We start from the raw sequence: 23,010 nt of genomic DNA on the forward strand, positions 1-23,010 counted from the left end.
GCCGGTGAGCGGGCCGGCGTACCTGCTGCGCGGGCTCGGTCTCTGGCGCACCCGCCCGCGGCTGATGCTGCTCGGCGTGGTGCCGGCCGCGTTGGTCCTGCTCGTGCTGCTGGGGGCGATCGCCGCGCTGCTCTGGCGGGTGGACGACCTCGCCGCGTGGTCCACGCCCTTCGCCGACGACTGGGCCGACCCCTGGCGGCCGCTGGTACGCGTGCTGCTCGCCGCCGCGGTCGTGCTCGGCGCCGTCCTGCTGTCGACGGTGGTGTTCACCGGGCTGACGCTGGCGGTCGGCGACCCGTTCTACGAGCGGATCTGGGCCGCGGTCGAGGAGCAGCTCGGCGACGCGCCGGACGGGGACGGGATCCCGTGGTGGCGCTCGGTGCGCGACGGCCTGGCGCTCGCCGCGACCGGCCTGCTCGTGGCCGTGCTGCTGCTCGTCGTCGGTCTGGTGCCGGTCGTCGGCACCCTGACCGCGCTGCTGGCGGGTCTGGCCTTCGGCGGCCGGCTGCTCGCCGTCGAGCTGCTGGCCCGCCCGCTCGAGGCGCGGGGTCTCGACCGGCACGCCCGCAAGGAGCTGCTGCGCCGGCGGCGTACGACGGTGTGGGGCTTCGGCCTGGCCACCCAGGCCTGCTTCCTGGTGCCGCTGGGGGCGGTGGCGGTGATGCCGGCCGCGGTCGCCGGCGCGACGATGCTCGCCCGCGACCTGCTCCGCCCCGCCGAGATGACGCTTCCGGACAGCCGAGGTGACGCTCCCGGCGCCCCGAGGTGACGCTTGCGGCGCGTCACACGGTCAGCTGCGGCGCCCGGAGACGCCGGCCAACGCGTCCAGCACCGCGGCGACGGCGGGGGAGTCGGCCATGCTCCGGCGGTGCACCGCGACGACGTCGCGCGTCGGCACCGGGTCGACCACCGGCACCGCCACCAGGTCCGCGCCGAGCGTGGACCGCCCGAGCCGCGGGACCAGCGCGATGCCGAGCCCGGCGCGGGCCAGGGCGAGGTGGGACTCGAACTCCATCGAGACGTGCGCGATCCGCGGCAGCGCCCCGGTGCCGTCGTACATCCGGCTGAGCCACTGCCGGCAGATCGTGCCCTCCGGCGTCGCGATCCAGCCCTCGCCGACGAGGTCGGCCGGGCTCACCCGGTCGCGTCCCGCCAGCGGGTGGTCGCGGTGGCACACGACGTCGGCGACGTCGTGGGACACGGAGGTCCGGACGAGGTGGTCCGGCACGTCCAGCGGGACGTCGCCCCAGGTGTGCACCACGCCGACGTCGTGGTGCCCGGCGGCGACGAGGTCGATGCTGTCCCAGGGCTCCAGCTCGGTGACGCTGAGGGTCAGCAGCGGGTGCGCGGCGAGCAGCTCGCGCACGGCGGGGGCGACCAGGCCGCGGGTGGCGGTCGAGAACACCCCCAGGCGCAGGTGGCCGGCCACCGCCCCGGTCTGGCGGTGCAGCCCGGCCTCGACCGCCTCCAGGTCGTCGAGCACGCGGACGCCCGCGTCGACGAGGTAGCGCCCGGCGCGGGTCACGATGACCCCGCGCCCGACCCGTTCCAGGAGCGGTACGCCCACCTGGCGCTCCAGCCGCTTGACCTGCTGGCTGACCGCGCTCGGGGTGTACCCGAGCACCTCGGCGGCCCGGGACACCGACCCGTGCAGAGCCACGGCCCGCAGCGACCCCAGGGCGGCGATCTCGATCATGTAGCAACGCTACATCGTCGGCGGTCCCGACCGTTGCTGGTGCTGCACGGTCGTGACCGGGAGGCTGGACGCGTGACCCGCCGTGACTCCGCCCTCGCCGCCCTGGTGGCCCTGATCTGGGGACTGAACTTCCTCGTCATCGACGCCGGCATGGAAGGCGTCCCGCCCCTGCTCTTCCTGGCCGTCCGGTTCGTCGTCGTCCTGGTCCCGGCCGTCTTCCTGCTGCCGCGGCCCGACGTGCCGTGGCGGACGCTGGCGGCCGTCGGCGCGCTGATGTCGCTCGGGCAGTTCGGGTTCCTCTACGTCGCCCTCGCCGCCGGTCTCCCTCCGGGCCTGGCCGCGCTGGTCCTGCAGGCCCAGGTCGTGTTCACGATCGTGATCGCCGCGGTCGCCCTGCGCGAGCGCCCCCGGCCGACCCAGGTCGTCGGCGTCGCGGTCGCGGTCGCCGGCCTGGTCGTCGTCTCGGTGGGCCGCGGGGGAGCCGTCCCGCTGGTGGCCCTGCTGCTCTGCCTGCTCGGGCCCTGTCCTGGGGTGCGGGCAACGTGGTGTCGCGCGCCGCGGGCGTGCCCGGCGGGCTGTCGCTGACGGTGTGGTCGGCGCTGGTCGTCCCGGTGCCGGCGCTGGCCCTGTCGCTGCTCGTCGACGGACCCGACGCCGTCGTCGCCGGCCTGGCGGCCTTCGGGTGGCAGGCGGCGCTGGCCACGCTCTACACCGCCGGGCTGGCCTCGCTGGTCGGGTACGGCATCTTCAACACCCTGCTCGCGCGCAACCGGGCCGCCGACGTGGTCCCGTGGGTCCTGCTGGTGCCGGTCGTGGCCATGACGGCCTCGGCGGTGCTGGGGGACCTGCCCACGACCGGCGAGGCCGCCGGCGGCGCGGTGATGGTGCTCGGGGCGCTGGTCAGCCTGCGGGCACCGCGGGCCGTCACGACCCCGGGCGGCCCGACTCCGTGTACCGACCGCCCGGCTGGTCCAGCGCGGACAGTGCGGCCTCGACCCGTCGCGCGGTGAAGTCGGCGCAGCGGGCGCGCACCTCGTCGAGGTCGCAGAACCGGGCCGAGGCGATCTCCTTGGTCTCCCGGACGATCGCGTCGGTCAGCGACGCCGCGTGCGTCCCGCCGTCGAAGACCAGGCACAGCGCGTCGTCCCACCCGCTCCACGCCGGCAGCCAGTCGGTCAGCAGCAGGCGACCCGGGTCGATCGTGAGCGCGAGCTCCTCCTCGACCTCGCGGGCCACCGCGACCTGGGGTGACTCGCCGACCTCGACGACCCCGCCGGGCAGGTCCCAGTCACGCTTGTACGTGAGCTGGCACAGCAGCACCCGACCCGCGTCGTCGCGGATCAGCATCTGGCTGATCGCGCGCTTGCGGGGCAGGAACGAGTTGAGCAGCGCCCGGAACCCCCCGGGCTCCTCGACCGGGGTGTCGGTCGCCAGGCGCGCGTAGACGACGTGGTCGCCGGCCACGCCGCGGCGTACGCCCTCGCGCCGCAGGCCCGACCACGTCGCGACCCGGTGGGCGGCGGTGTCGTCGGCCGCGACGACGGCCTCGACCCGCCCGTGGTCGACCAGCGCCGAGCGCACCTCGCCCGCCACCGCCGCCACCGTCTGCTGCCAGTCGTCGGCGGCGAGCCCGGCGTCCCAGGAGACGCGGGCCACGCCGTCCTCGACGGTGCTCAGGCGGGGCCGCGGATCCACCCGGTCAGCCTAGGGCGCGACCGGTGGTGCCGGCCGCGGTCGGGGAGGGCGTCGTCGAGTCGAGGCGCTGCCGGAACCAGACCGTCGCCAGCGGCGGCACGGTGATGTCGGCGTACGCCGGCTGTCCCTGGTGCTCGCCCGCCACCGCGGTGACGGCGCCGAGGTTGCCGACACCGGAGCCGGCGTACGCCGCCGCGTCGGTGTTGAGCACCTCCTCCCAGGTGCCCGCCGCGGGCAGCCCCAGGCGGAAGTCGCCGTGCGGCGTGCCCGCGAAGTTCGTGACGCAGACCAGGTCCGGGACGGTGTCGTCCTCGGGCGCCCGACGCACGAAGGAGAACACGCTGCGGCCGGCGTCGTTGGCGTCGACCCAGGCGAAGCCGGACCCGTCGTCGTCGCGCGCCCAGGCCGCCGGGGAGTCCCGGTAGACGGTGTTGAGGTCCTTCACGAGGCCGTGCAGCCCGCGGTGCTCGGGGTGCTCGAGCAGCCACCAGTCGAGCTCGCGGGACTCCGCCCACTCCGCCTCCTGGCCGAACTCCTGGCCCATGAAGAGCAGCTGCTTGCCCGGGTGCGCCCACATGAACGCGTAGTAGGCCCGCAGCGTCGCCAGCTGCTGCCACCGGTCACCGGGCATCTTGCGCAGCAAGGAGCCCTTGCCGTGCACGACCTCGTCGTGCGAGAGCGGCAGCACGAAGTTCTCGGTCCAGGCGTAGACGATGGAGAACGTCAGCTCGCCGTGGTGGTAGGCCCGGTGCACCGGCTCGCGCGCGAGGTAGTCGAGCGTGTCGTGCATCCAGCCCATGTTCCACTTCAGGCCGAAGCCGAGGCCGCCCTCGGAGGTCGGTGCGGTGACGCCCGGCCAGGAGGTCGACTCCTCGGCGATCGTCACGATCCCGGGCACCCGGCGGTACGCGGTGGCGTTCATCTCCTGCAGGAACTGCACGGCCTCCAGGTTCTCCCGGCCGCCGTGCACGTTGGGCGTCCACTCGCCGGCCTGGCGGCCGTAGTCGAGGTAGAGCATCGAGGCGACGCCGTCGACGCGCAGCCCGTCGGCGTGGAACTCCTCGAGCCAGTAGATCGCGTTGGCGTAGAGGAAGTTGCGGACCTCGCGGCGACCGAAGTTGAAGATGTGGGAGCCCCACTCCTGGTGCCACCCGCGCTGCGGGTTGGGGTCCTCGTAGAGGGGCGTGCCGTCGAAGCGGGCCAGCGCCCACTCGTCGGTCGCGAAGTGCCCGGGCACCCAGTCCAGGATCACGCCGATCCCGGCCTGGTGCAGCCGGTCGACGAGACGCCGGAAGCCGTCGGGGTCGCCGTACCGGGAGTCCGGGGCGAAGTAGGAGGTGACGTGGTAGCCCCAGGACCCGCCGAACGGGTGCTGCATCACGGGCATCAGCTCGACGTGGGTGAAACCCAGGTCCGACAGGTACGGCACGAGGTCGTCGGCCAGCTGGTCGTAGGTCCAGTAGGTGGAGTCCGGGTGCCGCTTCCACGAGCCCAGGTGCATCTCGTAGGTCGCCATCGGCTCGACGACCGGTCGCCGCTGCGCCCGCTGGGTCATCCACTCCTGGTCGTTCCAGGTGTGGGAGGACTCGAAGACCACCGAGGAGGTCCGCGGGGCGATCTCGGCCGCCGAGGCCATCGGGTCGGCCTTCTCGCGCCACTCGTCGTCCGGCCCGAGCAGGTGGAACTTGTACGGGGTCCCGGTGCCGAGGCCGGGCACGAACAGCTCCCAGACGCCCGAGGTGCCGAGGTGGCGCATCGGGTGCTCGCGCCCGTCCCACGAGTTGAAGTCGCCGCGCAGCCGCACGGCCTTGGCCGAGGGTGCCCACACCGCGAACGAGGTGCCGCTGACGGTCTCGCCGCCCGGGACGTCGTAGTGGTGGACGTGGGCGCCCAGGACGGTCCAGAGCTGCTCGTGGCGGCCCTCGTTGACCAGGTGCAGGTCCATCTCGCCCAGCGTGGGCAGGAACCGGTACGGGTCGTCGACCACCACGGTGTCGTCGCCGTAGGTGACCGCCACCCGGTAGTCGGGCACCTCGGCGACCGGCAGCACACCGACCCACACGCCCTCGTGCTCGTGGCGCAGCGGCGTCTCGGCGCCGCCGTGGCGCACGACCACGGAGGTGGCCAACGGCCGCAGGACGCGGACGGTGACGGCCCCGTCGTACGGGTGGGCGCCGAGGATCGCGTGGGGGTCGCCGTGCCGACCGAGGACCAGCTGGTCCAGCAGGTCGACGGGGACGGGGGAGGCGGTGGTGCTCATCGTGCTCCGATCCGAGCCACGGCGGCGAGCGGGATGGAGACCCAGGTCGGACGGTTCCGGGTCTCGTAGACGCACTCGTACACGGCCTTGTCGGCGGTGTAGGCCGTCAGCAGCACGCGCTGGCTCTCGGTCAGGTCCCCGCCGGCGTAGGCCGTCAGGAAGTGGTTGCGGTTGCGGTGGGCCCACTCGTCGGCCCGGACGGACAGCTGGGCGCTGACCTCCGGGTCGGTCTCGGCCAGGGTGCGCTCGACGACGTGCGGGGCGTAGTCGAAGGAGCGCAGCATCCCGGCGACGTCGCGCCACCGGGAGTCGGGCAGGGTGCGCTCGGCCAGGGTCTTGGCCGGCTCGCCCTCGAAGTCGACGATCTTCCAGCCCTCGGTGGTGCGCAGGGTCTGGCCCAGGTGCAGGTCGCCGTGGACGCGCTGCACGTGCAGGTCGCCGAGGTCGGCGACCGCCGCGAAGACCTCGCGCAGCGCGGCCCCGTGCGCGGCCAGCTCGGGCACGACCGGCAGCGCGGCGTCGAGGCGCTCACCCATCGTCGCGGCGAGCGTCCGGGCGTCGGTGGTCCCGGTCGGGAAGCCCTCGCGCATCGCGTCGTGCACGGCGGACAGGGCGTGGCCGAGCCGGGTGGCCTCGCCGGCGAAGTCGCCGCCGACCTCGTGGGCGTGCAGGTCGCCCTCGGCGAACAGGTTCCGCACGCTGGCCAGCGCCAGGTCGAAACCGTCCGTGGCGGTGCGCAGGAACTCCTGCAGCATCGCCAGGTGCAGGGGCTCGCCGGTGCCCTCGGGGTCGTCGAGCTGCACCCAGCCGTAGAGCGCGGCGACCTGCTCGCTGCCGGCCCGGGTCAGCGCGTCGTGGATCTCGATGTCGGGGTTGGCGCCCGGGGTCACCTTGCGGAAGACCTTGAGCACGGCGTCCTCGCCGAAGCGGACCGAGCTGTTGGACTGCTCGCCGGTGAAGAGCGAGGCCGCGGTCTCCGGGTCCAGCTCGTGGCCGGGGAGCCGGTGGAAGCTCAGGCCGGTGGCCGGGTCGCCGACGGCGTCCTCGGTGCGGCTGGCGACGAAGCTGCGCAGCCAGCAGGCCATCGCCTCCCGGTCGTGCAGCGCGTCGTAGGCGTGCACCCATCCGTGGTCGGGGTCCTCCCACCAGCCGATGAAGGCGTGGTCGAGACGGTGCTCCGGGTGCGTGTAGCAGCTGAGCGGGACCTGGTACGTCTCGGTCTCGCCGCCGGCGGGCCCGTCGGCGTAGGCGACGTCGACCAGGTGCAGGACGACCCGCGGGCCGCCCTCGAGCGCGCCCGGGACCGTGCCGACGCGGCGCACGCCGACGACCTGCAGCGCGCGCCCCTTCCCGCCGAACCACCGGGTCCGGCCGAGGTAGGTCTCGAACGCGGCGGCGTCGAGGTGTGCGGGGATCGCGGGTCCGCTCACAGCAGCTGTCCCTCCTCGTGGGTCTCCGGCCTGGTGAGCCGGAACCAGTAGAACCCGTAGCCGCCCAGGGTGAGCAGGTACGGCAGCTCGCCGATGGCGGGGAAGGGGACGCCGCCGAGCATCTCCACCGGCACCAGGCCCTCGAAGCGGCGCAGGTCGAGCTCGACGGGCTGGGGGAAGCGGGAGAGGTTGTTGACGCACAGGATGATGTCGTCGCCGCTCTCCTCGGTGTGGTGCTCGCGCACGTAGGACAGCACCGTGGAGTTGGAGCCCCCGAGGTCGTCGAACGTGCCCAGGCCGAAGGCCTGGTGGCCGCGGCGCGCGTGGATCAGCCGGCGGGTCCAGTGCAGCAGCGAGGAGGTGTTCTCCAGCTGCGCCTCGACGTTGACGCTCTGGTAGCCGTACACCGGGTCCTGCACCGCGGGCAGGGCGAGCTTGCCGGGCGTGGCCTGGGAGAACCCGGCGTTGCGGTCCGGGGTCCACTGCATCGGGGTGCGCACGCCGTCGCGGTCGCCGAGCCAGATGTTGTCGCCCATCCCGATCTCGTCGCCGTAGTAGAGCACCGGCGAGCCGGGCAGCGAGAGCAGCAGCGCGGTGAACAGCTCGATCTGGTTGACGTCGTTGTCGAGCAGCGGGGCCAGGCGACGGCGGATGCCGATGTTGGCCTTCATCCGCGGGTCCTTGGCGTACTCGTTCCACATGTAGTCGCGGTCGTCGTCGGTGACCATCTCGAGGGTCAGCTCGTCGTGGTTGCGCAGGAAGATGCCCCACTGGCAGCCGTGCGGGATCGGCGGCGTCTGGGCGAGGATCTCCGAGATCGGGAAGCGCGACTCGCGGCGCACCGCCATGAAGATCCGCGGCATCACCGGGAAGTGGAAGCACATGTGGCACTCGTCGCCACCGGACTCGTGGTCGCCGAAGTAGTCCACGACGTCGGCCGGCCACTGGTTGGCCTCGGCCAGCAGCACGCGGCCGGGGTACTTGTCGTCGACGTAGCGGCGGACCTTGCGCAGGAACTCGTGGGTCTCGGGGAGGTTCTCGCCGTTAGTGCCGGGACGCTCGTACAGGTAGGGCACCGCGTCGAGGCGGAACCCGTCCAGGCCCATGTCGAACCAGAACGACAGCGCCTCGATGATCGCGTCGTGGACCGCCGGGTTGTCGAAGTTGAGGTCCGGCTGGTGGCTGAAGAACCGGTGCCAGTAGTACTGCTGGCGCACCGGGTCCCAGGTCCAGTTCGACGGCTCGGTGTCGACGAAGATGACACGCGCGTCCTGGTAGAGCTCGTCGGTGTCGGACCAGACGTAGAAGTCGCCGTACGGGCCCTCGGGGTCCGAGCGGCTGGCCTGGAACCACGCGTGCTGGTCGCTGGTGTGGTTCATGACGAAGTCGATGATCACCCGGATGCCGCGGGCGTGCGCCTCGTCGAGCAGGTGGTGGAAGTCGTCGACCGTGCCGCACTCGGGGAGGATGTCCTGGTAGTCGGCGACGTCGTAGCCGCCGTCGCGCAGCGGGGACCTCATGAAGGGCGGCAGCCAGATGCAGTCCACGCCGAGCCACTCGAGGTAGTCGAGCTTCTCGGTCAGCCCCTTGAAGTCGCCGACGCCGTCGCCGTTGGAGTCGCGGAACGAGCGGACGAGCACCTCGTAGAAGACCGCGGTCTTGAACCACTCGGGGCTGGTGTCCCCGCTGGTGCCCTCGGGGATCGTGCTCTCCTCGTGCTCCGGGTCGACGCGGTCCGGGTCGTGCTCGGCGGGTGCCAGGTCGGCACTGGTCACGGGTTGCTCCTCAGCGTCAGGACGTGTGCGGGCTCGTGGTGCGGGTCGAGGCGCACGTAGTTGTGCTGGCCCCAGTGGTACTCCTCGCCGGTGATCTCGTCGCGCACGGTCAGGGCGTCGTGCCAGTCCAGGCCGAGCGCGGGGAGGTCGAGGTGGATCGTGGTCTCACGGGTCGCGTGGGGGTCGAGGTTGACCACCGCGAGCACGGTGTCCGTGGTGCCGTCGGCGAGCCGCGCCTGCTTGGAGAAGACCAGCACCTGCTCGTCGTCGCTGCTGTGGATGACGACGTTGCGCAGCTGCTGCAGCGCGGGGTGCTCGCGGCGGACCTGGTTGAGCCGGGTGAGGTACGGCGCCAGCGTGCGGCCCTCGGCCGCCGCGCCGTCCCAGTCGCGGACGCGGACCTGGAACTTCTCGGTGTCGAGGTACTCCTCGCTGCCCGGGCGGACGGCGACGTGCTCGTACAGCTCGTACCCGGCGTACACGCCCCAGCTGGGGGAGCCCAGCGCCGCGATCACGGCGCGGATCTTGAACGCCGGCGGCCCGCCGTACTGCAGGTAGGAGTGCAGGATGTCGGGGGTGTTGACGAAGAAGTTCGGTCGCATCAGGTGGTCGGACTCGCTCGAGACCTCCCGCAGGTACGACTCGATCTCCCACCGCGCGGTGCGCCAGGTGAAGTAGGTGTAGCTCTGGTGGAAGCCGACCGACCCGAGGCCGTGCATCATCGCCGGGCGGGTGAAGGCCTCGGAGAGGAACAGCACGTCGGGGTCGGTGCGGCGGATCTCCTTGAGCAGCCACTCCCAGAACGCCAGCGGCTTGGTGTGGGGGTTGTCCACCCGGAAGACCCGCACCCCGTGGCTCATCCAGTGCTTGACCACGCGCAGGACCTCGCGGCAGATGCCCGCGGGGTCGTTGTCGAAGTTGACCGGGTAGATGTCCTGGTACTTCTTCGGCGGGTTCTCGGCATAGGCGATCGTGCCGTCGGCGCGGGTGGTGAAGAACTCGGGGTGCTCGGTGACCCACGGGTGGTCCGGCGCTGCCTGGAGGGCGAGGTCGAGGGCGACCTCGATGTCGAGCTCCCTGGCGCGGGCCACGAAGGCGTCGAAGTCCTCGATCGTGCCGAGGTCGGGGTGCACGGCGTCGTGGCCGCCGTCCTTCGACCCGATGGCCCACGGCGAGCCGGGGTCGTCCGGGCCGGGCGTCAGGATGTTGTTCGGCCCCTTGCGGTTGACCTCGCCGATCGGGTGGATCGGGGGCAGGTAGAGGATGTCGAACCCCATGGCCGCGACGGCCGGCAGTCGCTCGGCGGCGGTGCGGAACGTCCCGGTCACGACCTTGCCGGTGGCCTCGTCGAACCGGGCCCCCTCGGAGCGGGGGAAGAACTCGTACCAGCTGCCGAAGAGGGCGCGCGAGCGGTCGGCGAAGGCGCGGAACGGACCCTCGACGGTGACCAGCTCGCGCAACGGGTGGGCGCGGAGGACCGCCCAGAGGTCGTCGGCCTGCAGCTGCGCCAGCCGCGCCTCGTCGGGCCGCGTGGTGTCGGTGGTGGCCTCGAGCGCGCCGTCGAGCAGGGCCCGCTCGGCGGGGGTGGCGGTGGCGGGCAGGTCGGCGAGCTGCCGCTCGACCAGCAACCGGGCCTCGGTGAACATCAGCTCGACGTCGAGGCCGGCCGGCACCTTGATCCCGGCCGCGTGGTCCCAGGTGTCCCAGGGGTCGGCCCAGGCGTGCACCTCGAAGGTCCAGGGCCCCTCCTGGTCGGGGGTCACCCACGCCTCGTAGCGGTCCGGGGGGTCGGCCAGCTTGACCATCCGCACCGGCGCCCGGCGTACGCCGTCGGGCCCGGTGAGCACGACCTCGGCGGCGAGGCTGTCGTGCCCCTCGCGGAACACCGTGGCCCGCACCGGGAAGGGCTCTCCGTCCGTCGCCTTCGCGGGCTGCCGCCCGAGGTCGACGACGGGCATCACGTCCATGACAGGGATACGACCGACCATCCGACAACCCTCGCGGCTCCACCGGGGCACCGCAACCTGACCCCCTCGCCCCCAGGGGTGGGGGACCCGCGACCAGGGGTGAAGCGGCACCAGTGGTACGCGCTGGCGAGCGACGAACGGGACCACCGTCGGGTCGTGACCTGGTGCCAGCCGGTGGCACCAGATCACGACCCGAGCCGGGTCGCCGTCGTCAGCGGGTGAAGGCCTGGAGCTCGCTGGCGTGGACGATCGTGCCGCGGTCGGAGGCCGTGGCGCAGTCGGTGTCGTTGAGCGGGTCCTCGTCCTGCTCGCCGGCGTAGCCGGCGAAGCCGGTGCACTGGTTCTCCACGGTGACCAGCCGCAGCGCGGAGGCCGTGGTCGCGGGCACCGTGAAGGAGCGCATCGTCAGGTCGGGGGCGACCGGCCGGGGCTGACGCCCCGGGAAGGCGTTGCCCTTGCTGGTGAGGACGGGCTTCCACGTGGCGCCGTCCGTGTCACAGGCCCGTACGCAGGCCTCGATCGCGAAGCGGCGCAGCGCGGTGAAGCGCGACCCTGAGTCCGGGTCCTCGTCGACCTGGGCCACCGGGAGCCCGTCGTCCCCGGTGGCGGCGGGGGTGAGCATCGCGCTCACCTGGACCCGACGCACGGTCGAGCGGCCGCCGGCGAGGTCGACGGAGACGTACGGCTTGGTCTCGTCGACGTTGCCCTCGGTGACCCCGCCCCAGTTCGTGGCCTCGGTGCCGTCGATCAGCAGGTCGGCGTTGAGCGACCCCGCGGTCGCCTCGATGACCGAGGCGCCCGCGGCCGACGCCGCCAGGTTGGTCGGCGTCTCCAGCTCACGCACGATCCGCTGACCGGCGCGCACCCTCAGCGTGAACCGCTGGAAACCGCCCTTCGGCGAGACGTGCAGCATCCGGTACGTCCCCGGCGCCATCGCCAGGGTGTCGTCGAGCCGGGTGCGGCGGAGCGTGTCAGCCACCGGGGTGGCGCGGGCCTCGTACTCGCCCACGTAGAACCGTCCCGGCAGGCCGCCGCGCAGGGTGACCCGGCCGTTGGCGGCGGTGGGGGAGGCGAAGCTGGGCGTCGTGTCACCGGAGTCGGCGTCGGGCACCGAGCCCCCTGCCCCCATCCCGCGGCGGGCGAAGGCGTCCCACATGACCTCGACGTCCTGGCCCCCGAAACGCATCCGGTCCGCGGCGATCATGGCGTCGCGGGCGTCGAGCATCGACGTGGCGCCCTGCTGGAGGAGGAACGAGTCGAACATCAGCTGCACCCATCGGCGGTTGCCCGGGCAGGACGCCGGCGGCAGGGCGTAGTCCGGCGTGGCCTGGGCGCACAGCAGCTGGTGCCGGTTGTTCTCGTAGTCGTAGTTCCGGCCGCGGCCGTCGAGGCGGTCGACGATGGCCTGTCGCACGCTCCACTGGGTCCCGTTCCAGATCTCGCCGTCGGCGTGGACCTCGTCGCCGGTGATGTCGAAGCCGTAGTCGGAGTAGTTCAGCGGGTTGCGGTTGATGGCGTAGTCGCGGATCGCGACGTCCTCGTTGCCCGTGGCGTAGACACCGACGGCCCAGACGTTCCCGCCGTTGTCGTAGCCGTGCGAGAACTGGTACTCGGCGGCGACCAGGTCGCTCCACGACTCGCCCATGGCCGCACCCTGGTTGGAGGTCAGCCCCTCGTCCGGACCGGCGACCATCCGGTTGCTGATGGCGTGGGTGTACTCGTGCCCGACGATGCCCATGTCGAGGCCGCCGTCGGTGCACGGGGCGTAGAAGGCGCCCGCGATCGGCTGGAAGAGGTACTGGTTGGTGATGCCGGGGATGCCGTCCTGCAGCGTGATCTGGTTGGCGTTGTCGCGCCCGAGGTACGTCGGCTGGCCGCCGGTGATGGCGCCGGCCTGCGCGTTGCCGATCTCCTGGTCGCCCTCGACGCCGCCGCGGCCGAGGTTGTCCAGCTGCATGTTGTAGTTGCCCTCGTCGAAGCCGAGGTAGTAGGCGTAGTCGTGCATCCGGTTGTGGACCGAGAAGAGGTTCGTGACCGAGGCGAGGATGTCGTTGCCGCCCGGCACCAGCTCGGCAGGGCTGCAGCCGGAGTTGTTCCAGGCGTCGGTGAACTCGTCGGTGTAGTCCTGGGTCGGTGAGACCGGTGCCTGCGCCAGGCCACCGGGCGAGAGCGGGCTGGCCCACGCCTCGTGGGTGTTGGCGTTGTTGCCGACCGTGGTGAACGACGGCACCTGGGCGTTGGTCAGGAAGTCCCAGGGGCCGGGGGCGGCCACGTTGCGAAGCCGGCCGGTGGGCAGCGTGCAGTCACCCGCGGCCTCACGGGAGGTGAACCAGCAACCGATGACGCTGTTGGTCGGCGTGCCCTGGACGCTGTCGTCGTCCGGGTTGGCGGTGAAGAAGCGCCAGCGCGGTGAGCCCTCGGCGGTGGTGCCGGTGCCACCGCCCTCCGGTGTCGCGACGTCGCTGCTCAGCACCGACAGGGCGTAGTCGCCCGGAGGCAGGAACGGCACGGTCGGGTCCGCGAAGGGGCAGACCTGGGCCGAGTAGACCCCGGCCGGGATCTCCTCCGCGGTGTAGGTCGCGACCTCGGGGCTGGTGCCCGTGTCGGCGCTGACCAGCAGGTCGCCGTCCGGGTCGAAGATCGTGACCTCGATGTCGTTGAGCGTGTTGGCCGTCAGCGCCGCTGCCACGAGCTGGCGGGTGCTGCCGTCGGTCAGCTCGAACTCGTGCCTCGGCCCGCACTCCGTCGCGGTCACCTGACCCTGGAACGGGTACGCGTCGTTGTTGTTCTCGACCTGGTTCTCGCGGTGCAGCACCTCGCCCGAGACGGCGTCGACCATCACGGTGTACGCGCTGGCCGCGCCGCCGGCGACGTTGACGACGTTGGCCTCGACCACCGGCCGCACCGTGCCGTCGGCCCCCGCGAGGGCGCGGATCCGGGCCTGCTGCTCCTGGACCAGGCCCGGCACCTTCAACCGGGTCCAACCGTCGCGCAGGCCGCTGGTGATGTCCCCGACCGCGGGGATGTTCGCGCCCACGCTCTCGGCGGCGGCGACCCACCCCTCGAGCGGGGTCATCGTCGGCGCGTCGACTTGGTCGGCCGGGTCGCGGACCAGCGACGAGGAGACGTACGCGATCCGGCCCTCGGCCACACCGACGGTGACCATCGAGCCGATCGAGGGCGTGAGCCCGTCGAACACCTGGCGGAACAGCACCGCGCGGGCGTTGCTGCCGACCAGCTCCTGGGACTCCACCAGCTCCAGGTTCGACGGCGCCAGGTCGGCTGCGGTCAGCCCGAAGACGCTCGCGTGGCCCTGGAGCCACCTGCGGGCCGCGACGGCGGGGTCGCCGCTCGCGGATCCGAGAGAGCCGTCGACCGGCAGCAGGGACGAGGGGGTGCCGAACCGGTTCCAGCGCACGTCGCGCACGCCGAGCCGTGCGACCGCGTCACGCTGGGAGGTCAGGGCCTTCACCGTGCCCCGGACGTCGACGTCCTCCAGGCCGCCGACGGCGTCCCCGGGGGTGACCAGCGGGACCGGCGTCGGGCCCGGGTCGGCCGCCAGGATCGCCACGGCGGCCGGTGGGGCCGCGCTCGCGCCGGCGGTCAGCTGCGTCAGGCCCGGCAGCAGGGCTGCGGTGAGGGCGGCGGTGGCCAGGGCTGCGTGACGAGCGCGCCGGGCGGTCCGAGGTGTCATGCCGGCCTCAACGGGGGCGGAGGACGGCCGTTACGTCGACCCGGGGGAAACGGCATGCGAGTTCCTCACCCGAAACGTTTGGATCGTTCCAGCCGGGCCGCTAGCGTCCTGCCGTGCGTGCCTTCCGACGGTTCACCGTCCGCCCCGTCCTCCCGCCGGCCCTCGACGCGCTGGGGGAGCTGGCGGCCAACCTGCGCTGGTCCTGGCACCCCGCGACGCAGGACCTCTTCGCCGAGGTCGACGCCGAGCGGTGGGAGGCGACCGGCCACGACCCCGTACGCCTGCTCGGCGAGGTGGGCCGCGAACGCTTCGAGGAGCTCGCCGCGGACGAGGGCTTCACCCGGCGGCTCGCCGGGCTGCGCGCCGACCTGCAGGCCTACCTCACCGAGGACCGCTGGTTCCAGCGCACGCAGGTCCACGGCGCCGACGGGGGTCCCGGCGGCGGCCCGCGGGCGATCGCGTACTTCTCGCCGGAGTTCGGGATCACCGCGGTGCTCCCGCAGTACTCCGGCGGCCTGGGGATCCTGGCCGGCGACCACCTCAAGGCCGCCTCCGACCTCGGCGTGCCGATCGTCGGCGTCGGTCTGCTCTACCGGCACGGCTACTTCACGCAGTCGTTGGACCGCGACGGGTGGCAGCAGGAGAGCTACCCCGTCCTCGACCCCGACGGGCTGCCGGTCACGCTGCTGCGCGAGTCCGACGGCACGCCCGCCCAGGTCACCATCGCGATGCCCGACGGCCCGGAGCTCGTCGCACGGGTCTGGGTGGCCCAGGTCGGACGGGTGCCGCTGCTCGCGCTCGACACCGACGTCGAGGCCAACCCCGAGTCGTACCGCGAGGTGACCGACCGGCTCTACGGCGGCACCAGCGAGCACCGGCTGCGCCAGGAGCTGCTGCTCGGCGTCGGCGGGGTGCGCGCGCTGCGCGCCTTCTCCCGGATCACCGGCCACCCGGCTCCGGAGGTGTTCCACACCAACGAGGGGCACGCGGGCTTCCTCGGCCTGGAGCGGATCCGCGAGCTGACCGTGGCCGAGGACGGTCCGCAGCTGGACTTCGACACCGCGCTCGAGCTCGGCCGTGCCTCGACGGTCTTCACCACCCACACCCCGGTCCCGGCCGGCATCGACCGCTTCGCGCGGTCGCTGGTCGAGCAGTACTTCGGCGTCGGCGGTGCCGTCCCCGGCGTCCCGGCGGACCGGGTCCTCGCGCTCGGCGCCGAGGACTACGCCGGTGGCGACGGCGGCGTGTTCAACATGGCCGTGATGGGCTTCCGGCTCGCCCAGCGGGCCAACGGCGTCTCGTTGCTGCACGGCGAGGTGAGCCGCGGGATGTTCAGCGGGCTGTGGCCGGCCTTCGACGAGGCCGAGGTGCCGATCGGGTCCATCACCAACGGCGTGCACGCCCCCACCTGGACCGCCCGCGAGATCGTCGAGCTGGCCGTCGCCCGCGGTGCCGACACCCGCTCGGACGACACCGACCCGTTCTGGGCGGCCGTGGACACGGTGCCCGACACCGAGATGTGGGCGGTCAAGCGCGTCCTGCGCGAGCGGCTGGTGCACGAGGCGCGCCGGCGGACCCGGGCCTCCTGGACCCAGCGCGGCGCGTCCCCGGCCGAGCTCGGGTGGGTCGACGACGTGCTCGACCCCGACGTGCTGACCATCGGCTTCGCGCGGCGGGTGCCGTCGTACAAGCGGCTCACGCTGATGCTGCGCGACCCCGAGCGGCTCAAGCGGCTCCTGCTGCACCCCGAGCGCCCCGTGCAGCTGGTGATCGCCGGGAAGTCGCACCCGGCCGACGACGGCGGCAAGCGGCTGATCCAGCAGCTGGTCCGGTTCGCCGACGACCCCGAGGTGCGCCACCGCATCGTATTCCTGCCCGACTACGACATCGCGATGGCCCAGCCGCTCTACCCCGGCTGCGACGTCTGGCTCAACAACCCGCTGCGCCCCTACGAGGCCTGCGGCACGTCGGGGATGAAGGCGGCCCTGAACGGCGGCCTGAACCTCTCCATCCTCGACGGCTGGTGGGACGAGTGGTACGACGGCGGCAACGGCTGGGCGATCCCGTCGGCCGACGGCGTCGAGGACGCCGACCGCCGCGACGACCTCGAGGCGCACGCGCTGTACGACCTCCTCGAGCACGAGGTCGCCCCGCGCTTCTACGACCTCGACGCCGACGGTGTGCCCCCGCGCTGGGTCGCGATGCTGCGCCACACGCTGAAGTCGCTCGGCCGGAAGGTCCTCGCCACCCGGATGGTGCGCGACTACGTCCGCCAGCTCTACACGCCGGCCGCGACCACGGCCCGCCGCCTCGACGGCGACCACGCCGGTGCCGCCGCGCTGGCGGCGTGGAAGCGACACGTGCTGACCGGCTGGTCGGGCGTGGCGGTCGAGCACGTCGAGAGCGACGGCGTGAGCGACCTGGTCCGGGTCGGCGACCAGCTGGGTGTCCGCGCCTTCGTCGCGCTCGGCGACCTCGACCCCGGCGACGTCGCCGTCCAGCTGGTGCACGGCTCACCCGACGACACCGACCGGCTCCGCGACGCCGAGGTGGTCCCGCTCGCGCTCGCCGAGTCGTACGACGGGGGCCGCCACCGCTTCGAGGCCACGGTCCCGCTGGCCCGGGCCGGTGGCTTCGGCTACACCGTCCGCGTGGTGCCGCACCACGAGATGCTCGCCTCCGACGCCGAGCTCGGCGTCGTCTCGCTGCCCGCGGGCGGCTGAGCAGGTCCGGGGCTCGACCTGCTGGCACACTCCTCCCGTGGTCGTCTCCCTGTTCCTGGTCCTCCTCCTGCTGATCGGCGGGTTCTGACCCGTGGTCGCCAGCAGGACCGCCCGGGAGAAGAAGGCCGCCGCGCAGGCCGGGCCGCTGGCCCGGGTCCGCATCGACCTCGGCGACGAGGAGCAGTTCGTCTACAAGATCAGCTGCTCGGAGTGCACCGCACGCGGCCACCGCAGCTGGTCGGCCTACCGGCCCGGTGAGGACAACGGGTTCATGGCCGCGATGGACCGGTGGATCTTCCACCTCCGTGAGAAGCACCCGGACGCCGACGCGCCGTGCCTGGAGTTCGCGCCGGCGGCCGAGCAGCGGCTCCAGGAGCGACGCGACCGCGAGGCCGGGGCCGACCCGGCCTGAGCCTCGGCGCGGCCCGGGGCATGGTCTGATGTCGCCGTGGACCGCACCCTGGACGTCGACTACCTGGTGATCGGGGCCGGCGCCTCCGGCATGGCCTTCACCGACGCGCTCATCGACCACGCCGACGTGCGCGCGGCCCTGGTCGACCGACGGGACGGACCCGGAGGGCACTGGCGCGAGGCGTACCCGTTCGTCCGGCTCCACCAGGCGTCCTCCTTCTACGGCGTCGCCTCGACCGTGCTCGGTGGCGGCCGGGTGCAGCAGGACGGGCCCGAGGCCGGCCTGCACGAACGGGCCGACCAGCCCACGATCCTGGCCTACTACGAGGACGTCCTGGCGGAGCGGATGACCGGCCCCGGCCGCGTCGAGCTCCTGCCCGGGTGCGACGTCGAGGGCCGCACGGTCCTCGACCGGACGACGGGGGAGCGGTGGTCGGTGCCGGAGCGGTGCCGCGTCGTCGACGCGCGCTACCTCGCGCCCGACATCCCGGCCGAGACCCCGCCGCGCTTCCGGGTCGCCGACGGCGTCCGGGTGGTGCCGGTCAACGACCTCGAGCAGGTGGAGGACGCCGGTCAGCTCGTGGTCGTCGGCTCCGGCAAGACCGCGACCGACGCGGTCGTACGGCTCCTCGCGCGCGGCACCGACCCGGCCGCGATCTGCTGGGTACGCCCCCGCGAGCCGTGGATGCTCAACCGCGCCGTCGTGCAGCCCGACCCTGCGGTCTACCTCGGGATGGTCGCGGAGATGATGCGGCTGTCCGCCTCGGCCACCTCGCTGCCCCACCTCTTCACGGACCTCGAGGCCGCGGGGATCATGCTGCGCATCGACCCCGCGGTCACGCCGACCATGGCCAAGGCGCCCACCCTGGGCACCTGGGAGCTCGAGGAGCTGCGCCGCGTCGAGCACGTCGTACGGCTCGGGCACGTCACCGCGGCGCTCCCCGGTCGCCTCGAGCTGGACGGTGGGTCGGTCGGGCTCGCGCCCGACGCGGTCGTGGTCAACTGCGCGGCCGACGGCCTGAAGAACCGCCCGCTGGTCCCGATCTGGGGCGAGGACGCGATCACGCTGCAGCCCGTGCGCGCCGGCTTCCCGTGCTTCGGCGCCGCCCTGGTCGGCTACGTCGAGGCCACGCGGGACGACGACGCCGAGAAGAACCGGTTGTGCCCGCCGTCGTCGCTGGGCAACAGCCTGGCGGACTGGGCCCGGATGAACGTCACGGGGATGCGCAGCGCGGCGGCCTTCGCCACCGCCCCGGACGTCACGCAGTGGGCGCACTCCGTCGCGCTCAACCCGGCCCGGGTCGCCCCGGGGCACCCCGGGTCGCCCGCCCTCGACGCAGCACGCACGGGACTGGCCGAGCACGCGCCGGGCGGTGTGGCCCGGCTGGCCGAGCTGGCCGGGCCGGCCTGACCCCCGGCCCGGGCGGGGTTCACAGTCCCGTCTGGCGCAGCACGACGACGCTGCGTCCGGCCAGCCCGAGCTGCTGGCCCGCCCGCACCGTCGCCCCGACGGCGTGGTCGGGGTCCGTGGAGAGTGCGACCGCACCCTGACGCACCCACTCGTTGTCGGGCAGGGAGAGGGCGACCGCGTCGGGTCCGGCGTTGAACCACATCAGGAACGAGGCGACCACCTGCTGCTCGCCGCGCGGCCCGGGGGAGCGCAGGGGCGTGCCGGAGACGAACATCCCGACCACGCGCAGGCCGTCGTCGTGCCAGTCGTCGGTGGTCATCTCGCGCCCGGTGGGGTGCAGCCAGACCAGGTCCTTGGGGCCACCGGTCATCGTCGGGCGTCCCTCGAACCAGTGCCGCTGCCGCAGGGCCGGCTCCGAGCGGCGCAGCGCCAGGGCGGCCCGGGTGAGCCGGTGCAGGGCCGGCCAGGACGCCTCGGGCCGCCAGTCGACCCACGACATGGCGTTGTCCTGGCAGTAGGCGTTGTTGTTGCCGTGCTGCGTGCGGCCACGCTCGTCGCCGGCCACCATCATCGGCACCCCGGCGCTGAGACAGAGCGTGGCCATCAGGTTCGCCGCCTGCCGCTGCCGCAGCGCGAGGACGCCCTCGTCGTCGGTCTCGCCCTCGACGCCGTGGTTCCAGGACCGGTTGCCGTCGGTGCCGTCGCGGTTGTCCTCGCCGTTGGCCTCGTTGTGCTTGTGGTCGTAGCTGACGAGGTCGCGCAGGGTGAACCCGTCGTGCGCGGTGACCATGTTGACGGAGTTGTAGGGCGAGCGACCGTCGTCGGCGTAGAGGTCGGAGGACCCCGCCAGCCGGGTCGCGACCGACCGGATGCCGTCGCCGTGACCCCGCCAGAAGTCGCGCACCTGGTCGCGGTACTGGTCGTTCCACTCCACCCACGGCGGCGGGAACCCGCCCACCTGGTAGCCCTCGCCTGAGGCGTCCCACGGCTCCGCGACCAGCTTCACGTGCCGCAGGACCGGGTCCTGGCCGATCGCGGTCAGCAGCGGGGCGGCCATGTCGACGCGGTGGTCCACCCGGCACAGGGCGGGCAGCAGGTCGAAGCGGAACCCGTCCACGTGCATCTCGGTGACCCAGTAGCGCAGCGAGTCGAGGATCAGCCGCAGGGCGAACGGGTGACCGGCGTCGACGGTGTTGCCGCAGCCGGTCACGTCCCAGTACGGGTCGACGTCCTCGGGCCGTTCCGTGGGCGGCGCGGGGGCCGCCGGGTCCGGGTCGGTGTCCTCGGTGCCGTCGACGGCCGGCGGGGGAGCGGTCGTGGTCGAGACCGGGGGCGGCAGGGTGGGGTCCGGCGTGACCTCGGGCCGGGTGTAGATGCTGTCGTCGAGCCCGCGGAACGACAGCGTCGGACCGAGCGGCCCGGCCTCGGCGGTGTGGTTGTAGACCACGTCGAGGATGACCTCGAGCCCGGCCGCGTGCAGCGACCGGACCATCTCCTTGAACTCGGTCACCTGACCGCCACGGTCGCCCGCGGCGGCGTACGCGCCGTGCGGGGCCAGGAAGCCCAGGGTGTTGTAGCCCCAGTAGTTGCTCAGCCCGCGCCCGGCCAGGAACGGCTCGCTCACGAACTGCTGCACCGGGAGCAGCTCGACGGCCGTCACGCCGAGGTCGCGCAGGTAGTCGGTGACGGCGGGGTGGGCCAGGCCCGCGTACGTCCCCCTCAGCTCCTCGGGCACGTCCGGGTGCGCGGCGGTCAGGCCCTTGACGTGTGCCTCGTAGACGACCGTGTCGCGCCAGCGACGCTTCAGCGGCCGGTCGCCCTGCCAGTCGAAGGACCCCTCGGTCTCGTCGACGACCACGCCGTGCGGCACCACCGGTGCCGAGTCGACCGTGCTCGGCCGCGACGGGTCGTCCACGTCGTGGGCGTAGATGCCGGGGCCCGATCCCAGGTCGCCGCTGACGGCCCGGGCGAACGGGTCCAGGAGCAGCTGGTGCTCGTTGAAGCGGCACCCCTGCGCCGGGTCCCACGGTCCGCGCGCGCGGAACCCGTACCGGGTGCCCGGGGCGATACCGGGCAGCGCGCCGTGCCAGATGCCCAGGGACTGCTCGGTCAGCAGGTGGCGGGTCTCGGTGAACCCGCCGTCGGTCCCGTCGTCCTCCAGCACGCACACCCACACCGCCTGGGCCCGGGGGCGTGCACGGCGAAGTTGGTGGACGCGGGCGACCAGGTCGCGCCGAGGGGCCAGTTGCGCCCCGGCCAGACGGGGCTGCGTTCGCCGAGGCGGCTCCAGGTGGGGGTCACGGGCGGGATCATCCCATCCCGCGGCGCGACCCGGTGACCGTTCTGTGCTGCAGGTCACCTTCCCGGGTCGTCGGTGCCCTAGGCTCGGCGACCGGTAGACCGGCAAGGGCGACGCAGCATCGACGCAGGAGGCAGCAGGTATGGGTGAGCTGGTACGTCTCGAGGTCGAGGACGGGGTGGGCACGATCCGGCTGGACCGGCCGAAGATGAACGCGATCAGCGTCCAGGTCCAGGACGAGCTGGTCGAGGTCGCCCGCGAGGCCACCGCACGCGACGACGTGAAGGCGGTCGTCGTCTACGGCGGCGAGCGCGTCTTCGCCGCCGGCAACGACGTCAAGGAGATGGCCGACATGTCGCACGTCGACATGGTCAAGCGCTCCCGGCCGCTGCAGGACGCCGTGACCGCGGTCGCGGCCATCCCCAAGCCCGTCGTCGCGGCCGTCACCGGTTACGCGCTGGGCGGGGGCTGCGAGCTCGCGCTGGCCGCGGACGTGCGCTTCGCCGCCGACGACGCCGTGCTCGGGCAGCCCGAGGTGCTCCTCGGCATCATCCCCGGCGCCGGCGGCACCCAGCGCCTCGCGCGACTGGTCGGCCCCAGCAAGGCCAAGGACATCATCTTCACCGGCCGCTTCGTGAAGGCCGACGAGGCCCTGGCGATCGGGATGGTCGACCGGGTCGTGCCGGCTGCCGAGGTCTACGAGCAGGCCGTGGCCTGGGCGAGGCAGTTCGCGGGGGCGGCGACGTACGCCGTGCGCGCCGCGAAGGAGAGCATCGACGCCGGGCTCGAGGTCGACCTGGCCACCGGGCTGGAGATCGAGCGCCAGCAGTTCGCGGCCCTCTTCGCTACGCACGACCGCGAGGCCGGCATGCGATCCTTCGTCGACCAGGGCCCGGGGAAGGCCGTCTTCGAGGGACGCTGACCCGCGGCTCGCGGGTCCGAGCGCAGCACAGCAGCACCGCCGCACAGCAGCACAGCAGCACAGCAGGGGCCAGGGACCATGGGGACTTCGAGGAGCACCGGATGAGCGAGCAGCAGGACGAGAAGACCGTCGGGAAGACCGACGCGACGGCCGACGCGAAGGCCGACGCGAAGGCCGAGAAGCAGGCGGCGCGGGCGGACAAGAAGGCCGGCAAGGACCGCAAGGGCCAGGCTAAGAAGGCGGCCGCGGCGGTCGGCGACGGCGCCAACCGGGTCCGCACCCTGCTCGCCCGCATCGTCTGGGCCGTCGCGGTCGTGCTGGCCCTCGTGCTGGCGCTCGGGGCGCTGCTGATCACCCTCGACGCCAACCGTCAGAACGAGGCGGTCCGGTTCATCCTCGACGCGGCCAACGCCGTCGACCTCGGCATCTTCTCCCGCACCGACGGGATCAAGGAGTTCACCGGGAGCAACGCGGGCGTCAAGAACGCCCTGTTCAACTGGGGCCTGGGTGCCGTGGCCTGGCTGGTCATCGGCAAGGTGCTCGACAAGATCATCCGTCCCTGACCGGCTCCCACGACGTCTCGGCGTCGCCCTCGACCGGCGTGGGCGCGATGTGTGAGTCACCACATAGAAGATCGCTGTCCACAAGGATGTGACGCGGCGGTAACCTCGGTGGTGGAGTCGACGCACCCGCGTCACCGATCGCACAGGAGGGGCCTTCCCGGCCA

General features: G+C 73.0%; 16 protein-coding genes. 8 read left to right on the top strand and 8 right to left on the bottom strand.

Annotation, left to right across the window (positions count from 1 at the left end):
* The first annotated feature begins 4 nt into the window (after positions 1-4).
* Complete coding sequence (locus ENKNEFLB_RS09465) at positions 5-769, top strand: EI24 domain-containing protein (RefSeq protein ID WP_214058955.1); 765 nt, start codon at positions 5-7, stop codon at positions 767-769.
* Between the two features lie 21 nt (positions 770-790).
* Here the strand turns inward: ENKNEFLB_RS09465 and ENKNEFLB_RS09470 are convergent, their stop codons facing one another.
* On the bottom strand, positions 791-1,696 hold the full coding sequence (locus ENKNEFLB_RS09470) for a LysR family transcriptional regulator (RefSeq protein WP_214058956.1): 906 nt from the start codon (positions 1,694-1,696) through the stop codon (positions 791-793).
* 72 nt (positions 1,697-1,768) lie between these two features.
* On the opposite strand from ENKNEFLB_RS09470, the gene ENKNEFLB_RS22500 reads away from it, so the two are divergent.
* Both ENKNEFLB_RS22500 and ENKNEFLB_RS22505 read left to right on the top strand, forming a co-directional pair.
* Positions 1,769-2,281 (top strand): EamA family transporter, encoded by a 513-nt coding sequence (locus tag ENKNEFLB_RS22500; protein ID WP_246535932.1) that lies wholly within the window; start codon positions 1,769-1,771, stop codon positions 2,279-2,281.
* Positions 2,239-2,706: an EamA family transporter gene (locus tag ENKNEFLB_RS22505; RefSeq protein ID WP_246535933.1), complete on the top strand. Its 468-nt coding sequence runs from the start codon at positions 2,239-2,241 to the stop codon at positions 2,704-2,706. The genes ENKNEFLB_RS22500 and ENKNEFLB_RS22505 overlap by 43 nt, the downstream gene beginning before the upstream one ends.
* Here the strand turns inward: ENKNEFLB_RS22505 and ENKNEFLB_RS09480 are convergent.
* The 6 genes from ENKNEFLB_RS09480 to ENKNEFLB_RS09505 form a co-directional block, all read right to left on the bottom strand.
* Positions 2,621-3,391 carry an NUDIX domain-containing protein gene (locus ENKNEFLB_RS09480; protein WP_246535934.1) on the bottom strand — a complete coding sequence of 257 codons (771 nt, stop codon included), beginning with the start codon at positions 3,389-3,391 and terminating at the stop codon, positions 2,621-2,623. The genes ENKNEFLB_RS22505 and ENKNEFLB_RS09480 overlap by 86 nt on opposite strands.
* 4 nt (positions 3,392-3,395) lie before the next feature.
* Positions 3,396-5,651 carry a 1,4-alpha-glucan branching protein GlgB gene (gene glgB, locus ENKNEFLB_RS09485; RefSeq protein ID WP_214058957.1) on the bottom strand — a complete coding sequence of 752 codons (2,256 nt, stop codon included), beginning with the start codon at positions 5,649-5,651 and terminating at the stop codon, positions 3,396-3,398.
* Positions 5,648-7,081: a maltokinase N-terminal cap-like domain-containing protein gene (locus tag ENKNEFLB_RS09490; RefSeq protein ID WP_214058958.1), complete on the bottom strand. Its 1,434-nt coding sequence runs from the start codon at positions 7,079-7,081 to the stop codon at positions 5,648-5,650. Before ENKNEFLB_RS09490 ends, glgB begins: the two co-directional genes overlap by 4 nt.
* Positions 7,078-8,784 (bottom strand): maltose alpha-D-glucosyltransferase, encoded by a 1,707-nt coding sequence (gene treS / locus ENKNEFLB_RS09495; protein WP_246535999.1) that lies wholly within the window; start codon positions 8,782-8,784, stop codon positions 7,078-7,080. The genes ENKNEFLB_RS09490 and treS overlap by 4 nt, the downstream gene beginning before the upstream one ends.
* A 68-nt stretch (positions 8,785-8,852) precedes the next feature.
* Complete coding sequence (locus tag ENKNEFLB_RS09500; protein ID WP_214058960.1) at positions 8,853-10,844, bottom strand: alpha-1,4-glucan--maltose-1-phosphate maltosyltransferase; 1,992 nt, start codon at positions 10,842-10,844, stop codon at positions 8,853-8,855.
* Between the two features lie 190 nt (positions 10,845-11,034).
* Positions 11,035-14,517 carry a M36 family metallopeptidase gene (locus tag ENKNEFLB_RS09505; RefSeq protein WP_214058961.1) on the bottom strand — a complete coding sequence of 1,161 codons (3,483 nt, stop codon included), beginning with the start codon at positions 14,515-14,517 and terminating at the stop codon, positions 11,035-11,037.
* A 113-nt stretch (positions 14,518-14,630) separates the two neighbouring features.
* Between ENKNEFLB_RS09505 and glgP the strand changes: the two genes are divergently transcribed.
* The 3 genes from glgP to ENKNEFLB_RS09520 all read left to right on the top strand — a co-directional run bounded on the left by glgP (position 14,631) and on the right by ENKNEFLB_RS09520 (position 19,062).
* Positions 14,631-17,240: an alpha-glucan family phosphorylase gene (gene glgP / locus ENKNEFLB_RS09510; RefSeq protein ID WP_214058962.1), complete on the top strand. Its 2,610-nt coding sequence runs from the start codon at positions 14,631-14,633 to the stop codon at positions 17,238-17,240.
* A gap of 91 nt (positions 17,241-17,331) precedes the next feature.
* Entirely contained in the window at positions 17,332-17,652 is a 321-nt protein-coding gene (locus ENKNEFLB_RS09515) for a hypothetical protein (protein WP_214058963.1), read from the top strand.
* A 36-nt stretch (positions 17,653-17,688) separates the two neighbouring features.
* The gene (locus tag ENKNEFLB_RS09520) at positions 17,689-19,062 is read left to right on the top strand and encodes an NAD(P)-binding protein (protein WP_246535936.1); all 1,374 of its coding nucleotides are present in this window, start codon (positions 17,689-17,691) and stop codon (positions 19,060-19,062) included.
* A gap of 19 nt (positions 19,063-19,081) precedes the next feature.
* On the opposite strand, the gene ENKNEFLB_RS09525 is transcribed toward ENKNEFLB_RS09520, so the two are convergent.
* On the bottom strand, positions 19,082-21,232 hold the full coding sequence (locus ENKNEFLB_RS09525) for a glycogen debranching protein (RefSeq protein ID WP_246535937.1): 2,151 nt from the start codon (positions 21,230-21,232) through the stop codon (positions 19,082-19,084).
* Positions 21,233-21,503: 271 nt separating this feature from the next.
* Here ENKNEFLB_RS09525 and ENKNEFLB_RS09530 point away from each other — a divergent pair, with 271 nt between their 5' ends.
* Positions 21,504-22,283: an enoyl-CoA hydratase/isomerase family protein gene (locus tag ENKNEFLB_RS09530; RefSeq protein ID WP_214058964.1), complete on the top strand. Its 780-nt coding sequence runs from the start codon at positions 21,504-21,506 to the stop codon at positions 22,281-22,283.
* Positions 22,284-22,384: 101 nt separating this feature from the next.
* Entirely contained in the window at positions 22,385-22,846 is a 462-nt protein-coding gene (locus ENKNEFLB_RS22510) for a hypothetical protein (protein WP_246535938.1), read from the top strand.
* Positions 22,847-23,010: the final 164 nt, after the last annotated feature.

Origin of the sequence: Nocardioides aquaticus, assembly GCF_018459925.1 — a bacterium.
GTDB lineage: Bacteria > Actinomycetota > Actinomycetes > Propionibacteriales > Nocardioidaceae > Nocardioides > Nocardioides aquaticus.